Raw genomic sequence first — 13,137 nt, forward strand, 5'->3', positions numbered from 1 at the left:
CAGACATACGATACAGGGGCAGGCAATGAAATCTCTCGGCAACACCCGTCGGTCTTTTGCGCCTTGGACGGATCCGGACGCCACGCCGTTCATAACGTTTCGCAATGTCACCAAGACGTTCGGTGATTTCACCGCCGTCGATAATCTCACGCTCGATATCTATCACCGTGAATTCTTCGCATTGCTCGGCGCGTCGGGCTGCGGCAAGTCGACCTTGCTGCGCATGCTGGCGGGCTTCGAGAAGCCGACGTCGGGCGAAATCATCCTCGACGGGCAGAACATTGCCGGCATCCCGCCCTATCGGCGGCCCGTCAACATGATGTTCCAGTCCTATGCGCTCTTTCCGCATATGACGGTGGAGAGCAATATCGGCTTCGGCCTCAGGCAGGACGGCATGCCGAAAAGCCAGATTGCCGAACGGGTCGCGCAGATGCTGAAGCTCGTGAAGCTCGAGCAGTTCGCCAAACGCAAGCCGCACCAGCTTTCCGGCGGCCAGCGTCAGCGCGTGGCGCTCGCCCGTTCGCTCGCCAAGCGGCCGAAGGTGCTGCTGCTCGACGAGCCGCTCGGCGCGCTCGACAAGAAGCTGCGCGAGGAAACCCAGTTCGAGCTGATGGACCTGCAACAGGAACTCGGCCTCACCTTCGTCGTCGTCACGCACGATCAGGAGGAGGCGATGACCATGGCCGACCGCATCGCCGTCATGAGCCATGGCGAGGTCATCCAGGTGGCGACGCCCGCCGAGATCTACGAGGCTCCCAATTCCCGTTTCGTGGCTGATTTCATCGGGGACGTGAACATTCTCGAAGGCAAGGTCACGGCGAGCGGCAACGGCCGGGTTGAGCTTGCCGGCGCCGATGGGCTGACCATTCGCGCGGCAAGCGGCGAGATCCCGGCCAACGGCGTCAGCACCGGCTTCGCCATCCGGCCGGAAAAACTGCGTGTCGATCGCGCGGCGCCCGCGGATCCCGGGGTCAATGCCGTGGAGGGCGAGGTCTGGGATATCGGTTATCTCGGCGATATGACGGTCTTCCACATCCGGCTTGCCAATGGCAAGGTGCTGAAGGCCTCGATGCTGAATGCGAGGCGCGAGGTCGAGGACCCCATCGTCTATGACGAGAAGGTCTGGGTGTCGTTCGACGAGACCGCCGGCGTCGTACTGAGGGATTGACGACATGCGCAACCTCGGCTCCGCTCTCTTCAGCCGCCTGGTCATCATCGTTCCCTATGTCTGGCTGCTGTTTTTCTTCCTCGTTCCCTTCTTCATCGTCTTCCGCATCTCCTTGTCCACCATGGCGATCGCGCAGCCGCCCTACGTGCCGGTTTTCGGATTTGCCGACGGTCTGTCCGGGTTCATCGGCAAGCTTGGCGAACTGCATTTCGATAATTTCCTCTGGCTGACCGAGGACGCGCTCTATATCAACGCCTATCTCTCCAGCCTCTGGATTGCGGGCGTTTCGACGATCCTGGCGCTGCTGATCGGCTATCCCGTCGCCTATGGCATGGCAAAGGCCCCCCGCGCGCTGCGCCCGACGCTGCTGATGCTGGTGATCCTGCCGTTCTGGACGAGTTTCCTCATCCGCGTCTATGCCTGGATCGCCATCCTCAAGCCGGAAGGCCTGCTGAACCAGTTCCTGATGGGGATCGGCGTGATCAACGATCCGCTGATCATCATCAACACCAACTGGGCGCTCTATATCGGTATCGTCTATTCCTACCTGCCCTTCATGGTGCTGCCGATTTATTCGACGCTGGAAAAGCTCGATCATTCGCTGATCGAGGCGGCGCAGGATCTCGGCGCGCCACCGGTCTCGGCCTTCTGGAAAATCACCTTCCCGCTGTCGGTTCCCGGCGTGGTGGCGGGCTGCATGCTCGTCTTCATCCCGGCCGTCGGCGAGTTCGTCATCCCCGATCTGCTCGGCGGGTCGCAGACGCTGATGATCGGCAAGACGTTGTGGAACGAGTTCAACGCCAATCGCGACTGGCCCGTCTCGGCCGCCGTGGCGACGATCCTTCTCCTCATCCTCGTCGTGCCCATAGTGTTCTTCCAGAATGCGCAGGCGAAAGCCGAAGAGAAGGGGAGGTAGGCCCGTGAACAATACCTGGTCCCGTTTCAACATCGTGTCGGTGGTGCTCGGCTTCGCTTTCCTCTACCTGCCGATCCTGCTGCTGGTGATCTTCTCCTTCAACGAGTCGAAACTCGTCACCGTCTGGGCCGGCTTCTCCACGAAGTGGTATGTTTCGCTTTTCCATAATCAGGGTCTTATCGATGCGGCCTGGGTGACGATCCGCGTGGCGCTTCTCGCCGCCAGCGTGGCGACGGTGCTCGGCACCATGGCGGCGCTGGCGCTCGTGCGCTACACGCGCTTTCGCGGCCGGCTGCTGTTTTCCGGCATGGTCTATGCGCCGCTCGTCATGCCGGAGGTGATCACCGGCCTGTCGCTGCTCCTGCTCTTCGTCGCCATCGGTTTCGATCGCGGCTTCTGGACGGTGACGCTTGCCCATATCACCTTCAGCATGTGCTTCGTCACGGTGGTGGTACAGTCGCGGCTCCTGTCCTTCGATCGCTCCATCGAGGAGGCGGCGATGGATCTCGGCGCCACGCCGGTGCGCACCTTCTTCCAGGTGACGTTGCCGATCATCGCGCCGGCGGTGCTTTCCGGCTGGATGCTGGCGCTGACGCTGTCGCTCGACGATCTCGTGATCGCCAGCTTCACTTCAGGTCCCGGCGCGACGACCCTGCCGATGAAGATCTACAGCCAGGTGCGTCTCGGCGTGACACCCGAAATCAACGCGGCCTGCACGATTCTCATCGGGCTCGTCGCCATCGGCGTCCTTGTCGCGTCGATTCTCACGAAACGGCGCGCGGTCCAGCAGGAGCGCGACGAACGGGCGGCCTTTGCCGCCGGCTGACGCCCGTTGTCGTCAGTTGTCGCCGGTAAGGGCGGAGAGCGGCGAGATCACCGCATCCGGCCAGGAGCCGCCGACGAAGAAGTTGAGCGCGGGAGCCGCGGAACCGGAGCCCTCGTCTTTCGGCGTGTCGGCGAGCCGGCCGGCGAGCGCGAGGCTGCCGCTGCGGTAGGGGACGATACCGGAAAGCGACAGCGTCTTCTCGCTGCCGGTGATCGTGGCGCGGGTCAGTTCCGCAAGCCCCCGGTCCAGCCGCGCATCGACCTCCGCGCTGGTGAAGTCGAACGTCCCGCCGGCGGCCTGCCCGATGGTGAAGAAGCGCCGCTTGACGGCCAGGTCTTCGAAGGTCTGCCTGTCGAAACGCAGCAGGGCGCCCTGATCCATATGCAGGCGGAACCGGCCCGAAAGGTCGGAAAGCCCCGTAAGCGGCAAGGGCCGGTCGGTGGCAAGTTCGATATCCGCCGTACCGCGCCCGGACGGTAGCGGCCCTTCCAGCTTCAATGTCTGGATGAGGCCGCCGATATCGATGTCGCGCAGGCTTGCCTGCAATTGCCCGCCGCCCTGGAAGCCCTGATCCGTCAGGGTCAGGCGCCCGGAAAGCGAGCCGCCGAGAAGCGTGGCGTCGCCGATGTCGAAGGCGGCGCGTCCATCCTCGGTCCGCACGCCGGCGCCGAGGTTTTCCAGTGAAAAGGGTCCAAGCACCGCGCTTTTTGCCGAAAGACGCAGGTCGAGGCCGAACTGGCGGATGAAGGCGGTGTCGATACCGGCGGCGGCGACATCGGTTTTCTCCGGCGCCGGAGAAAGGGTCGCAAGCACCGCCATGAAATCGATCCGGTCGAAGGCGAGCGTGCCGCCGATGCGCGGCTTGCGGCCGGGAGGCATGCTGACGTCCAGGACGCCGGTCGCCTGCGCGTTCTCGAGGCCGAGGCGCAGATCCTCCAGTTTCGCCGCATAGTTTTCCGCGGTCACCCGGGCTTCGACGGTGATCGCCCCGGCACGTTCCAGAGCCGGGATCTCTTTGCCCTGCCAGGCAAGCAGGCGGCCGAGCGAGCGGGCCGATAGTTCCAGCTTGCCGGAGAGAAAGGTTTGCGTCGACAGGTTGGCCACACCGTCGAAAGCGATGGTGGCCGGATCGGCCGAAAGCTTGATCCGCATCGCTGAATCGCGGCCGGCGAGAAGCGCCAGCGGCTTGTCGCAGGTGACGGTCCAGCGCGTGACTTCGCCGTTGATCACCGCGGAGGCGGCAAGATCGAGCCGGCCGCTGATCGTCGGCCAGTCGAGCCGGCCGTTGATATCGGTGATGCGATAGACACCCCCCCGTCCGGTGACGATGAGCGCTCCGTCGACGATATTGAACTCGCCCATGCGCTTGTGCCTCAGGGGCGGTGTCTTTCCATCCCGTGCGGCCGCGAACGCGTCCACCGCCTCTGTCATCCAGCCACCGCGCCGCCAGTTGAGCGCGCCGCTTTCATCCGGTTGCAGGCGGATGACCGGGCGGGCGAGTTCGAAGTCCGAAAAGGCGGGGCGGCCGCGGACGGCTCCGAGAAGATCGAAAGTCGCAGACAGGCTGTCGATCCGGCCCAGTTCCTCCCGCCCGGCGCTTGCGGAGAGGAAGCGCACGTCCCCGAGCGTCACGCGTGGATAGGGCCAGAAGGAAAATTGCGGCTCGACGCCGATGACGACGTCGGCGCCCGTCCATGCCTCCAGCGTTTCCTCCACCGAACGGCCGACAAGATCGGTCTGGACGAGGAAGGGCACGGCGGCGCGCAGACCGAAGACGGCGGCAAGAACGGCGAGGATGCCCCACACGAGCTGTTTCGAGCGGATGAAACGGGAAAGGGTCATTCCGGCGCGATCCCCTGTCGCAAGCGTTCTGTTGTTCCGAGGTAAAGGGGGATAGGCGCTTGCCGGCCGGAAATCAAATGCGCCATCGCGCAAATGCGTCCTGTGACGACGCGATCCGTCGCCCGGCGCTTTTTATGGCAGCGCAACATGCTATAGAAATCCGTGGAGTGGAGGGACATGATGACGACGGAAAAGCTCCTGTGGGAACCTACGGCCGAAATTCTGGAAAAGAGCCCGATGGCCCTGTTCATGAAGGCTTGCGCGTCGCGTGCGGGGCGATCCTTCGGGTCCTATGACGATTTTCACGCCTGGACGGTTGCGGATCGGGAGACGTTCTGGAGCGCCATCTGGGACGACTGTGGCGTGATCGGTGAGAAGGGCGAGGAGATCCTCGAAAACGGCGAGCGCATGCTGGAGGCGCGGTTCTTTCCGCAGGCGAGCCTGAACTTCGCGGAAAACCTTCTCCGGCATTCCGGTCCCGGCGACGCCATCGTGTTCCGCGGCGAGGACAAGCTGTCCTATCGCTGGTCCTGGGATGAATTGCGCGCCCGGGTCTCGCAACTCCAGCAGGCTTTCGCCGCCATGGGAATAGGCGAGGGCGACCGTGTCGCCGCGATGATGCCGAATATGCCGGAAACCATCGCCTGCATGCTGGCGACGGCCTCGCTTGGGGCCGTCTGGTCCTCCTGCTCCCCGGATTTCGGCGAGCAGGGCGTGCTCGACCGTTTCGGCCAGATCACGCCGAAACTCTTCATCGCCTGCGATGGCTACTGGTATAACGGCAAGTTGCAGGACGTCTCGGAAAAGGTGCGGGTGGTTTCCAAGGCGCTCGGCGCGGCGGTTCTCGTGGTGCATTACGCGGGCGATGCCGAAGCCCTCGCCGCCTCCCTGCCGGACGGCCGCACCCTCGATGCGCTGATGGCGCCCTACCTGCCGAAACCCCTCAGCTTTGCGCGTCTTCCCTTCCGCCATCCGCTCTATGTCCTGTTTTCGTCCGGAACGACCGGCGTGCCGAAATGCATCGTCCATTCGGCCGGCGGAACGCTGCTGCAGCACCTGAAGGAGCATCGCCTGCATTGCAGCCTGACGGAAAACGAGCGTCTGTTCTATTTCACCACCTGCGGCTGGATGATGTGGAACTGGCTGGTCTCGGGCCTCGCCCTCGGCGCGACGCTCTGCCTGTTCGACGGCTCGCCGTTCTATCCGGACGGCAACGTGTTGTTCGACTATGCGCAGGACGAAGGCTTTGCCGTCTTTGGCACGTCCGCCAAATATATCGACGCGCTGCGCAAGGGCGGCTTCACGCCGCGCACGACGCACGACCTGTCGAAATTGCGGCTGGTGGCGTCGACCGGTTCGCCTCTTTCGCCGGAAGGCTTCGATTTCGTCTACGAAGGTATCAGGCCGGGCGTGCAGCTTGCCTCCATTTCGGGTGGAACGGATATCGTCTCCTGTTTCGTGCTCGGGGTTCCGGTGAAACCCGTCTGGCGCGGGGAAATCCAGGGGCCGGGCCTCGGGCTTGCCATGGATGTGTGGGATGAGGACGGCCGGCCGGTGCGCGGGGAAAAGGGCGAACTTGTCTGCACCCGGGCGTTTCCCGCCATGCCGGTGATGTTCTGGAACGATCCGGACGGTGTGAAATACCGCGCCGCCTATTTCGAGCGCTTCGACAATATCTGGTGCCATGGCGATTTCGCCGAATGGACCGCCCATGGCGGCATCGTCATCCACGGCCGTTCCGATGCGACGCTCAATCCGGGCGGCGTGCGCATCGGTACGGCGGAGATCTACAATCAGGTCGAGCAACTGGACGAGGTGGCGGAGGCGCTCTGCATCGGTCAGGAATGGGATGACGATGTCAGGGTCGTGCTCTTCGTGCGCCTGGCCGCCGGCAGGCTGCTGGACGAGGCGCTGGAAAAGACGATCCGCACCCGCATCCGCACGGGCGCCTCGCCCCGCCACGTACCGGCGAAGATCGTGCAGGTGGCCGATATCCCGCGCACGAAGTCCGGCAAGATCGTCGAGCTTGCCGTGCGCGAAGTGGTGCACGGCCGGCCGGTGAAGAACAGGGAGGCGCTCGCCAATCCGGAAGCGCTGGAGCTTTACGCCGGCCTGGAGGCGCTGAAGACCTAAGAAGGGGAGCGGCCCTCAGGCTCTGACTAATCCTCCCTGCCGCCGTCGAGCGAGCGCGAGACGAGAAAGACCGGGATCAGCCCGGCGACGACGATGATGATGGCCGGCACCGAGGCGTCTTCCACCTTCGCGCGCGAGGCGTCCTCGTAGACGAGCGTCGCCAGGGTGTTGAAGTTGAAGGGGCGCAGCAGGATCGTTGCGGAAAGCTCCTTCATCGTCTCGATGAAGACGAGAAGGGCGGCCGTCAGCGTCGCGGGACGCATCATCGGCAGAAGCACGCTCCGCAGCGTCTGGGTGCTCGTGCGTCCCAGCGTGCGCGACGCCATGTCGAGATGCGGCGAGAGCTTGTGGAAACCGGCATCGATCGTTCCCTCGGCCATCGTCAGGAAGCGGACGGTGCAGGCATAGACGATGGCGAAGCCGGTGCCGGAAAGAAGAAGGCCGGTGGAAACCCCGAAATTCGCCCTGAGGAAAGCATCGAGCGCATTGTCGAAACTGGCAAGCGGAAACAGCACGCCGATAGCCAGCACCGTTCCCGGGACGCCGTAGCCGAAGGAGGCAAGGCGGCTTGCCACCGCTGTCGTCTGCGAGCGCGTGATGCGGGCGGCATAGGCGAGAACGAAGGCGACCCCGACGGCGATGATGGCCGTGGAGGCCGATACGAACACGCTGTTCCACAGCGCCGACAGCAGGCGCGTCGACGAGAACTGCTCCAGGCGGTGAAGGGCGTAGCCGCCGAGGACGTAGACCGGGACGACGAAGCCGATGATCGGCGGCAGCAGGCAGGCGAGGGCTGCGGCCCATTTCTTCCAGCCGGAGAGCTTCAGCCGTACGGAATTCTGCACGGCGGCGGTGGTCTTCTGGCTGGTAAAGCGCTGGCTGCGGCGCGCGGCGCGCTCGATGAAGAGCAGGGCGGCGACGAACAGGAGCATGATGCAGGCAATCTGCGCCGCGCCGGCGAGGCTGCCGCGGTTCAGCCAGGTGTCGAAGATCGAAAAGGTGAGCGTCTGGACGCCGAGATATTCGACGGCGCCGATATCGTTCAGCGTCTCCATGCCCACCAGTGTCAGGCCGACCATGATGGCGGGGCGCGCCATCGGGATCTGCACCCGTGTGAACACCCTGAACGGCCCCGCGCCGAGCGTTCGGGCCACATCCGCCGCCGCGCGCCCCTGCATCAGGAACATCGAGCGCGTGGCGAGATAGATATAGGGATAGAGGACGCTTGCCAGCACGAGCACCGCGCCGCCGGTCGTGCGCACTTCCGGAAACCAGTAGTCGCGGCTCGACTGGAAGCCGAACAGGCCGCGATAGGCCGACTGCACGGGGCCGGTGAAGGAGAAGAATTCCGCAAAGGCGTAAGCGCCGAGATAGGACGGGATGGCGAGCGGCAGGACGAGAAGGGCGGAAAGGCTCCGGCGCAGCGGAAAATCGCAGCTTGCCACAAGCCAGGCGGTTCCGACGCCCACCGCCGCGGTGACGGCGCCCACGCCGGCAAGCAGCAGCAGGGTGCGCATCGTGGCGCGGGGAATGACGTTTTGCAGCAGATGCGGCCAGCTGTCCGTGCCACCGGTCGCCGCGATGACGAGGATCGCGATCACCGGCATGAGCGCGACCAGCGCGGCGAGCACGGCGGTGCCGGAAAGAAGGGGATGACGTCTTGCGGCGGAGCGTCGGACGCCCTGTCGGGCCGGTATGCTTTCGGAAGAAGCCTGCAAGATGTCCACCTCGGAGAAAGAAGGTCCCTGGGCAAGCCGGGGCCTCCGGAAGCCGTTCCTCATCCGCCTCTTGTGATCTGGCCGACCTTGCGGGGGAGGCGGCTCCGATGGGGCGTGCCGTCTCCCGCTCTAATCCAATCGGCTCAATCTGCCAACACGCGCGGTGACGGGAAGGACACTTCGATCAGTGTGCCTTCGTTGGGCGTGGAACTGATGGCGAAGCTCGCCCGGTTGGCTTCCACCATGGCTTTCGTCAGCGGCAGGCCGAGGCCGGTACCGTCGCCGCGCTTGCGGCCACCCCCCGTCGTCACCTGGCGGAACGGCTTCATGGCCTGTTCCAGTTCGTTGCGGGTCATGCCGATGCCGGTGTCGCGGATGCGCAGGGCGACGCTGCCGTTGGCTTCATAGACGGTGGAGACGACGATCTGGCCGCCCGAGGGGGTGAAACGGATGGCGTTCGACAGGATGTTCAGGGCGATCTGCTTGATCGAGCGCTGGTCGGCGACGATTTTCGGCACGGTGTTGGTGAGCGAGGTGCGGATGATCACGCGTTGCGCATTGGCCTGCGGCTGCACCAGCGAAACCGCTTCGGCGACCGTTTCGTTGAGGCCGACGGCGGTGAAATCGAGATCCATCTCCCCTGCCTCGATTTTTGAAATATCGAGCAGGTCGTTGACGATATCGAGCACATGGCGGCCGGAGCGGCCGATGTCATTGGCGTATTCGATGTAACGCGGATGGCCGACCGGCCCGAAACGTTCCGTCGCCATCATGTCGGAAAAGCCGATGATGGCGTTGAGCGGGGTGCGGATCTCGTGGCTGACGCGGGCGAGGAAGTCGCTCTTGTGGGCATTGGCCATCTCGGCGGCGCGCTTGGCGTTGCGCAGTTCTTCCTCGGTGCGTTTCCATTGCGTGATGTCGCGAATGACCGCGCAATAACCGGCGGAGGCCGAAAGGCGGCCCATCGTCATGAACAGCGGGATGAAACCGCCCGCGGCTTCCCGTCCGATCACCTCGCGACCGTCGTTGAGCACGCTGGCGACGCCATGGTCGGAAAGGCCGGCAAGATAATCGAGAACGGCCTTCTGGCTCTCATGGGCAAAGAGCATGGCGAAGGGCCGCCCGCGCGTCTCGTCCTCGTCATAGTTGAAAAGGGCGCTGGCCGAGCGGTTCATGGAGCGGATGGCTCCGTCCTGGCCGACGACCACGACGCCATCGGTCGCCGTTTCGAGGATGGAGCGCAATTCGCCGATCTCCACGCGCAGCGCCGTGGTGGCTATCTGTTCGGCATTGCCGGCCTGCTCGCCGTTTTCGTCCTTCCGGCCGTCTTCTGCTTCCGGCGCGGGCTTGCCGGCCGGCGTCAGCGCCAGCATCAGCGCCGTGCCATCCTCCCAGCGAATGGATTGCAGGCGGGCGCGGACCGGGATGGCCGCATGACCGTCGGCATGATGAAGCGCCATCATGCCCGCGCCATAGCGTCCTTCCTCCGCCGGCTGCTCGAAAAGCGTGTCGAGCCCGCCCGCCGTGTCGAGATCGGAAAGCGCGGCATAGCCGGTGAGGCGCAGGAACTCGGGATTGGCATGAATCAACTGGTCGCCGACGTGGATGAGCAGCGCCACCGGCAACGCGTCGACGACGGTGGCGGTAAGCCCGTATTCCATCCGGGTGCGTGCCGGTGCTATCCCGCCGTGGCCGTCGTCTACCGCATCGGCCGGTGCGGCTTCGGCGTCTTCCTCCGGGGCGGCGTCAGGCTCTAGGCGGCGGCCGGCGGCAGCGGCCGGGTCGTCATCGGCCATATCTTCATCGGCAGGCCCGCTGGTGGCCGGGGAGACGGCGTCGACGGGTTCCTGCGGCGGTGGCGTCACGGTTTCCGCGCCCGTTTCGCCGGTCGGGCTTTCATCCTCGTCGGACGGACGATCCTCCGGTTTGCGCTTGCCGAAAGTGTCGCCGAGTTGGCGGGCGATTTCGCGGAAGGCCGCCTGCTCGCTGCTCGACAGTCCCTCGAAAAGGCTGCGTTCGCGCCGCGCTTCAAGGCGCACGATCTTGTCCGGCTCGCGCCGGCCGGGATTTTCGACCAGCCGCAGGGCCGGTCGCTCGCCCTGAAAGGCGTCGTGCGAAAAGGTCTCTTCCTGCGCCGCTGCATCCGGGACGCCGGCCGGAGACGCGCCGGCTTCGTCCGGTGATGTTTCCGGGGGCTCGGCGCCATCGGGGCTGGAGACCGGTTCCGGTGCGGGGGGCGCGGCATCCGCCGCAACGTCTTCCCCTTCGGCTTCGTGCGAGAGGCCCAGCGTCAGGCCACGGGCTCGCGGGTCTTCTTCCGCATCGGCGATGCGCAGGATACCGAACCCGCGAAATCCATCGAACTCGCGCGCGCGGGAATAGGTCGGCAGCGCGGCAAGATCGACCGGCACGACGAGACTGGTGCCCTGAACCGGCCACAGGATGGTCTTGCCCGACCAGGTGTCGCGCCGGCGGAGCAATTCGCCGATCTTGCCGTCCGGGTCGAGATCGAAGCGTTTGGCGACATCGCTGAAGCGTTCATCGGTGATGGCGGCGGCGGCAGGCCCGACGGTGGCGGGGAATTCTTCGGAAATCTCGCTGAAGCGGCCTTCCGCGTCGATCTTCCAGACGAAGCGTACGGGTCGGCTCTGGCGATTGAAGACGAAAGCGGCGGGGGAGGCGATGGCCGCGGGCTCCTGCGCGGCCATGGCTCCGTCCTGTCCCTCGTCCATGGGTGCCAGAGTTTCAGGGGCGGGCGTGTCCTGCGCGGTTTCCGTTTCTCCGGGCTGCGGTGGAATGGTGTCCTCGACGGGCTCGCTCGATATCGAGGTCGCGGCCGAAGTGTCGGGATCGGCCTGCATGGCCGCAGGGGAAATATCCTCGATGCCGGGATCGTCGGAGGCTTCCGCATCGCCGGCATCGGGATCGAGGTGGCCGAGGATGGTTTCCACGGCGAAGAGCAGATGCAGCGCGGGCGCCTCCGAGACGCGGCCGATGGCGGCGGGTAGATGGCCGCGCCCGGTCGGGATCGGCCGCTTCACCAGCCGATCCGCGTCACGGCCGGCCGCTCCCACCAGCAGGCGGCGGGTTTCGGGGCTGATCGACAGGCCGGAGAAGCCTTCGGAGGCGGCGATGACGCCGCCATCCTCGTCAAGCACCGCCATATGCGTATCCGGGTCGTCGAAGCCGGACAGCATGGCTTGCGCCGCCTCTTCCGGGCTCTGCTCGCCCACCGTGACCGGCGCGCTGAACAGGATGGCGTTTTCGGCCGGCCGGAGCGCGATGCATTCGACCTCTGCCTGCACGGGAGCGCTGCGGAACCCGGCGCCGATCCGCATCAGCAGCGTGCGCGCCTCGCCCGGCCGGCGCGCCTGCCGCGCGGTGGCGGAAAGCTGACGGAAGGCGACATTCGCCGTGTCCGGCCCTGCATCGAGGAAATCGTAGATATTGTCGTGGCCGAAGAGGGCCGCGCCACGGCCGTTGGCCCACAGGACGCGCGCCATGTCCGGCGAGAAGAGCACCACGGCATCGCCCCGGGAAAAGGGCGCACGTACCCGTTCATGGACGGCGACGTCGATAAAGGGATACTGCTTGGCGGACATGTTCTGGCCTGTGTCTGGCTTCCGGCATGGTGGACGTCGATTAACGCTTTATTAATAGCCATCCCGCCGTTGCGGGTCCAGCAAAAGCCCCGACAGGCGCGGTGCTTTCGGCAAGAAGGGTTAACGCCCCGCAGCTTTTATTGTGCGCTGCACAATTATGTTGCAATGCAAAATAATATGCGCTATAAAGCAGCCAATCCGAACATGGCGCCTCTGAAGAGGGCCCAACAAAGGAGCGCAGAAAATGGCTACCAGAAAAACCGACGACGCATTCTCCATCGCCGCCCTCGACCCGGCAAAGTTCTCCGAGAGCTTCCGCGATTTCGCCGAAAAAGGCGCGGCGCAGTCCAAGGAAGCCTACGCGCGGATGAAGGAAGCGGCCGAAGAGGCAACGCAGACGGCGGAAGCCACGATGGAAAGCGCCCAGACCGGTACCGTCGAACTCGGCCTCAAGGCCATCGACGCGCTTCGCACCAATGCCGAGAACTCGCTTTCGCATATGGAAGCGCTGCTCGGCGTGAAATCCGTCGCCGAACTTTTCGAATTGCAGACGGCCTTCCTGCGCAAGCAGGCCGAAGTCGCCGTCGAGCAGGCCCGTACCTTGCAGGAAACCTCCCGCAGGGTCGCCGAGAAGGTCGCCGCCCCGGGCAAGTCCGCGGCTGAAAAGGCGATGAAGTCGTTCAAGGCCGGTTGACGCCGGACCGGCCGGGCGGAAGCGCCCGCCGCCATCGAAAAAGGCCGGGCCGTCGTGCCCGGTTTTTTTGGGCCGGCGACCACAAGGGGCTTGCCAAAATGGTCCGCTGCCCGTATGTGACGGCCCAAGCGCGGCTTGCCCGTGCAAGTGCGGTTGTAGCTCAGTTGGTTAGAGCGCAGGTTTGTGGCACCTGAGGTCGGAGGTTCGAGACCCCCCAACCGTACCATTCTTCCATAAT

8 protein-coding genes and 1 tRNA gene are annotated in these 13,137 nt (G+C 64.9%); 6 read left to right on the forward strand and 3 right to left on the reverse strand.

Annotation, left to right across the window (positions count from 1 at the left end; genetic code table 11):
* The first annotated feature begins 25 nt into the window (after positions 1 to 25).
* From KYK29_RS18170 to KYK29_RS18180, 3 genes are read left to right on the forward strand one after another with little or no spacing between them, the layout of a single operon-like run.
* Positions 26 to 1,168: an ABC transporter ATP-binding protein gene (locus KYK29_RS18170; protein WP_254692308.1), complete on the forward strand. Its 1,143-nt coding sequence runs from the start codon at positions 26 to 28 to the stop codon at positions 1,166 to 1,168.
* 4 nt (positions 1,169 to 1,172) lie between these two features.
* Positions 1,173 to 2,084: an ABC transporter permease subunit gene (locus tag KYK29_RS18175; protein ID WP_254692309.1), complete on the forward strand. Its 912-nt coding sequence runs from the start codon at positions 1,173 to 1,175 to the stop codon at positions 2,082 to 2,084.
* Between the two features lie 4 nt (positions 2,085 to 2,088).
* On the forward strand, positions 2,089 to 2,910 hold the full coding sequence (locus KYK29_RS18180) for an ABC transporter permease (RefSeq protein ID WP_367881007.1): 822 nt from the start codon (positions 2,089 to 2,091) through the stop codon (positions 2,908 to 2,910).
* A 12-nt stretch (positions 2,911 to 2,922) separates the two neighbouring features.
* On the opposite strand, the gene KYK29_RS18185 is transcribed toward KYK29_RS18180, so the two are convergent.
* Complete coding sequence (locus KYK29_RS18185) at positions 2,923 to 4,752, reverse strand: AsmA family protein (protein ID WP_254692311.1); 1,830 nt, start codon at positions 4,750 to 4,752, stop codon at positions 2,923 to 2,925.
* Positions 4,753 to 4,932: 180 nt separating this feature from the next.
* Between KYK29_RS18185 and KYK29_RS18190 the strand changes: the two genes are divergently transcribed.
* Positions 4,933 to 6,885 (forward strand): acetoacetate--CoA ligase, encoded by a 1,953-nt coding sequence (locus KYK29_RS18190; protein ID WP_254692353.1) that lies wholly within the window; start codon positions 4,933 to 4,935, stop codon positions 6,883 to 6,885.
* Between the two features lie 26 nt (positions 6,886 to 6,911).
* Here the strand turns inward: KYK29_RS18190 and KYK29_RS18195 are convergent, their stop codons facing one another.
* Entirely contained in the window at positions 6,912 to 8,492 is a 1,581-nt protein-coding gene (locus KYK29_RS18195) for an ABC transporter permease (RefSeq protein WP_254692354.1), read from the reverse strand.
* A 254-nt stretch (positions 8,493 to 8,746) separates the two neighbouring features.
* Positions 8,747 to 12,205, reverse strand: coding sequence for a sensor histidine kinase (locus tag KYK29_RS18200; protein WP_254692312.1), 3,459 nt, complete (start codon positions 12,203 to 12,205; stop codon positions 8,747 to 8,749).
* 244 nt (positions 12,206 to 12,449) lie between these two features.
* On the opposite strand from KYK29_RS18200, the gene KYK29_RS18205 reads away from it, so the two are divergent.
* Together KYK29_RS18205 and KYK29_RS18210 are read left to right on the forward strand one after the other, a co-directional pair.
* Positions 12,450 to 12,899 carry a phasin gene (locus tag KYK29_RS18205; protein WP_254692313.1) on the forward strand — a complete coding sequence of 150 codons (450 nt, stop codon included), beginning with the start codon at positions 12,450 to 12,452 and terminating at the stop codon, positions 12,897 to 12,899.
* 149 nt (positions 12,900 to 13,048) lie between these two features.
* A tRNA-His gene (locus KYK29_RS18210) sits at positions 13,049 to 13,125 on the forward strand.
* The last annotated feature ends 12 nt before the right edge of the window (positions 13,126 to 13,137 follow it).

The organism is Shinella daejeonensis, assembly GCF_024281235.1.
In the GTDB taxonomy this organism is placed as follows: domain Bacteria; phylum Pseudomonadota; class Alphaproteobacteria; order Rhizobiales; family Rhizobiaceae; genus Shinella; species Shinella daejeonensis.

Excerpts from the sequence above, each read along its gene's own strand:
- KYK29_RS18170 (WP_254692308.1), top strand. The coding sequence starts at position 26 with ATGAAATCTCTCGGCAACACCCGTCGGTCTTTTGCGCCTTGGACGGAT.
- KYK29_RS18175 (WP_254692309.1), top strand. The coding sequence starts at position 1,173 with ATGCGCAACCTCGGCTCCGCTCTCTTCAGCCGCCTGGTCATCATCGTT.
- KYK29_RS18185 (WP_254692311.1), bottom strand. The coding sequence starts at position 4,752 with ATGACCCTTTCCCGTTTCATCCGCTCGAAACAGCTCGTGTGGGGCATC.
- KYK29_RS18190 (WP_254692353.1), top strand. The coding sequence starts at position 4,933 with ATGACGACGGAAAAGCTCCTGTGGGAACCTACGGCCGAAATTCTGGAA.
- KYK29_RS18195 (WP_254692354.1), bottom strand. The coding sequence starts at position 8,492 with ATGCCGGTGATCGCGATCCTCGTCATCGCGGCGACCGGTGGCACGGAC.
- KYK29_RS18200 (WP_254692312.1), bottom strand. The coding sequence starts at position 12,205 with ATGTCCGCCAAGCAGTATCCCTTTATCGACGTCGCCGTCCATGAACGG.
- KYK29_RS18205 (WP_254692313.1), top strand. The coding sequence starts at position 12,450 with ATGGCTACCAGAAAAACCGACGACGCATTCTCCATCGCCGCCCTCGAC.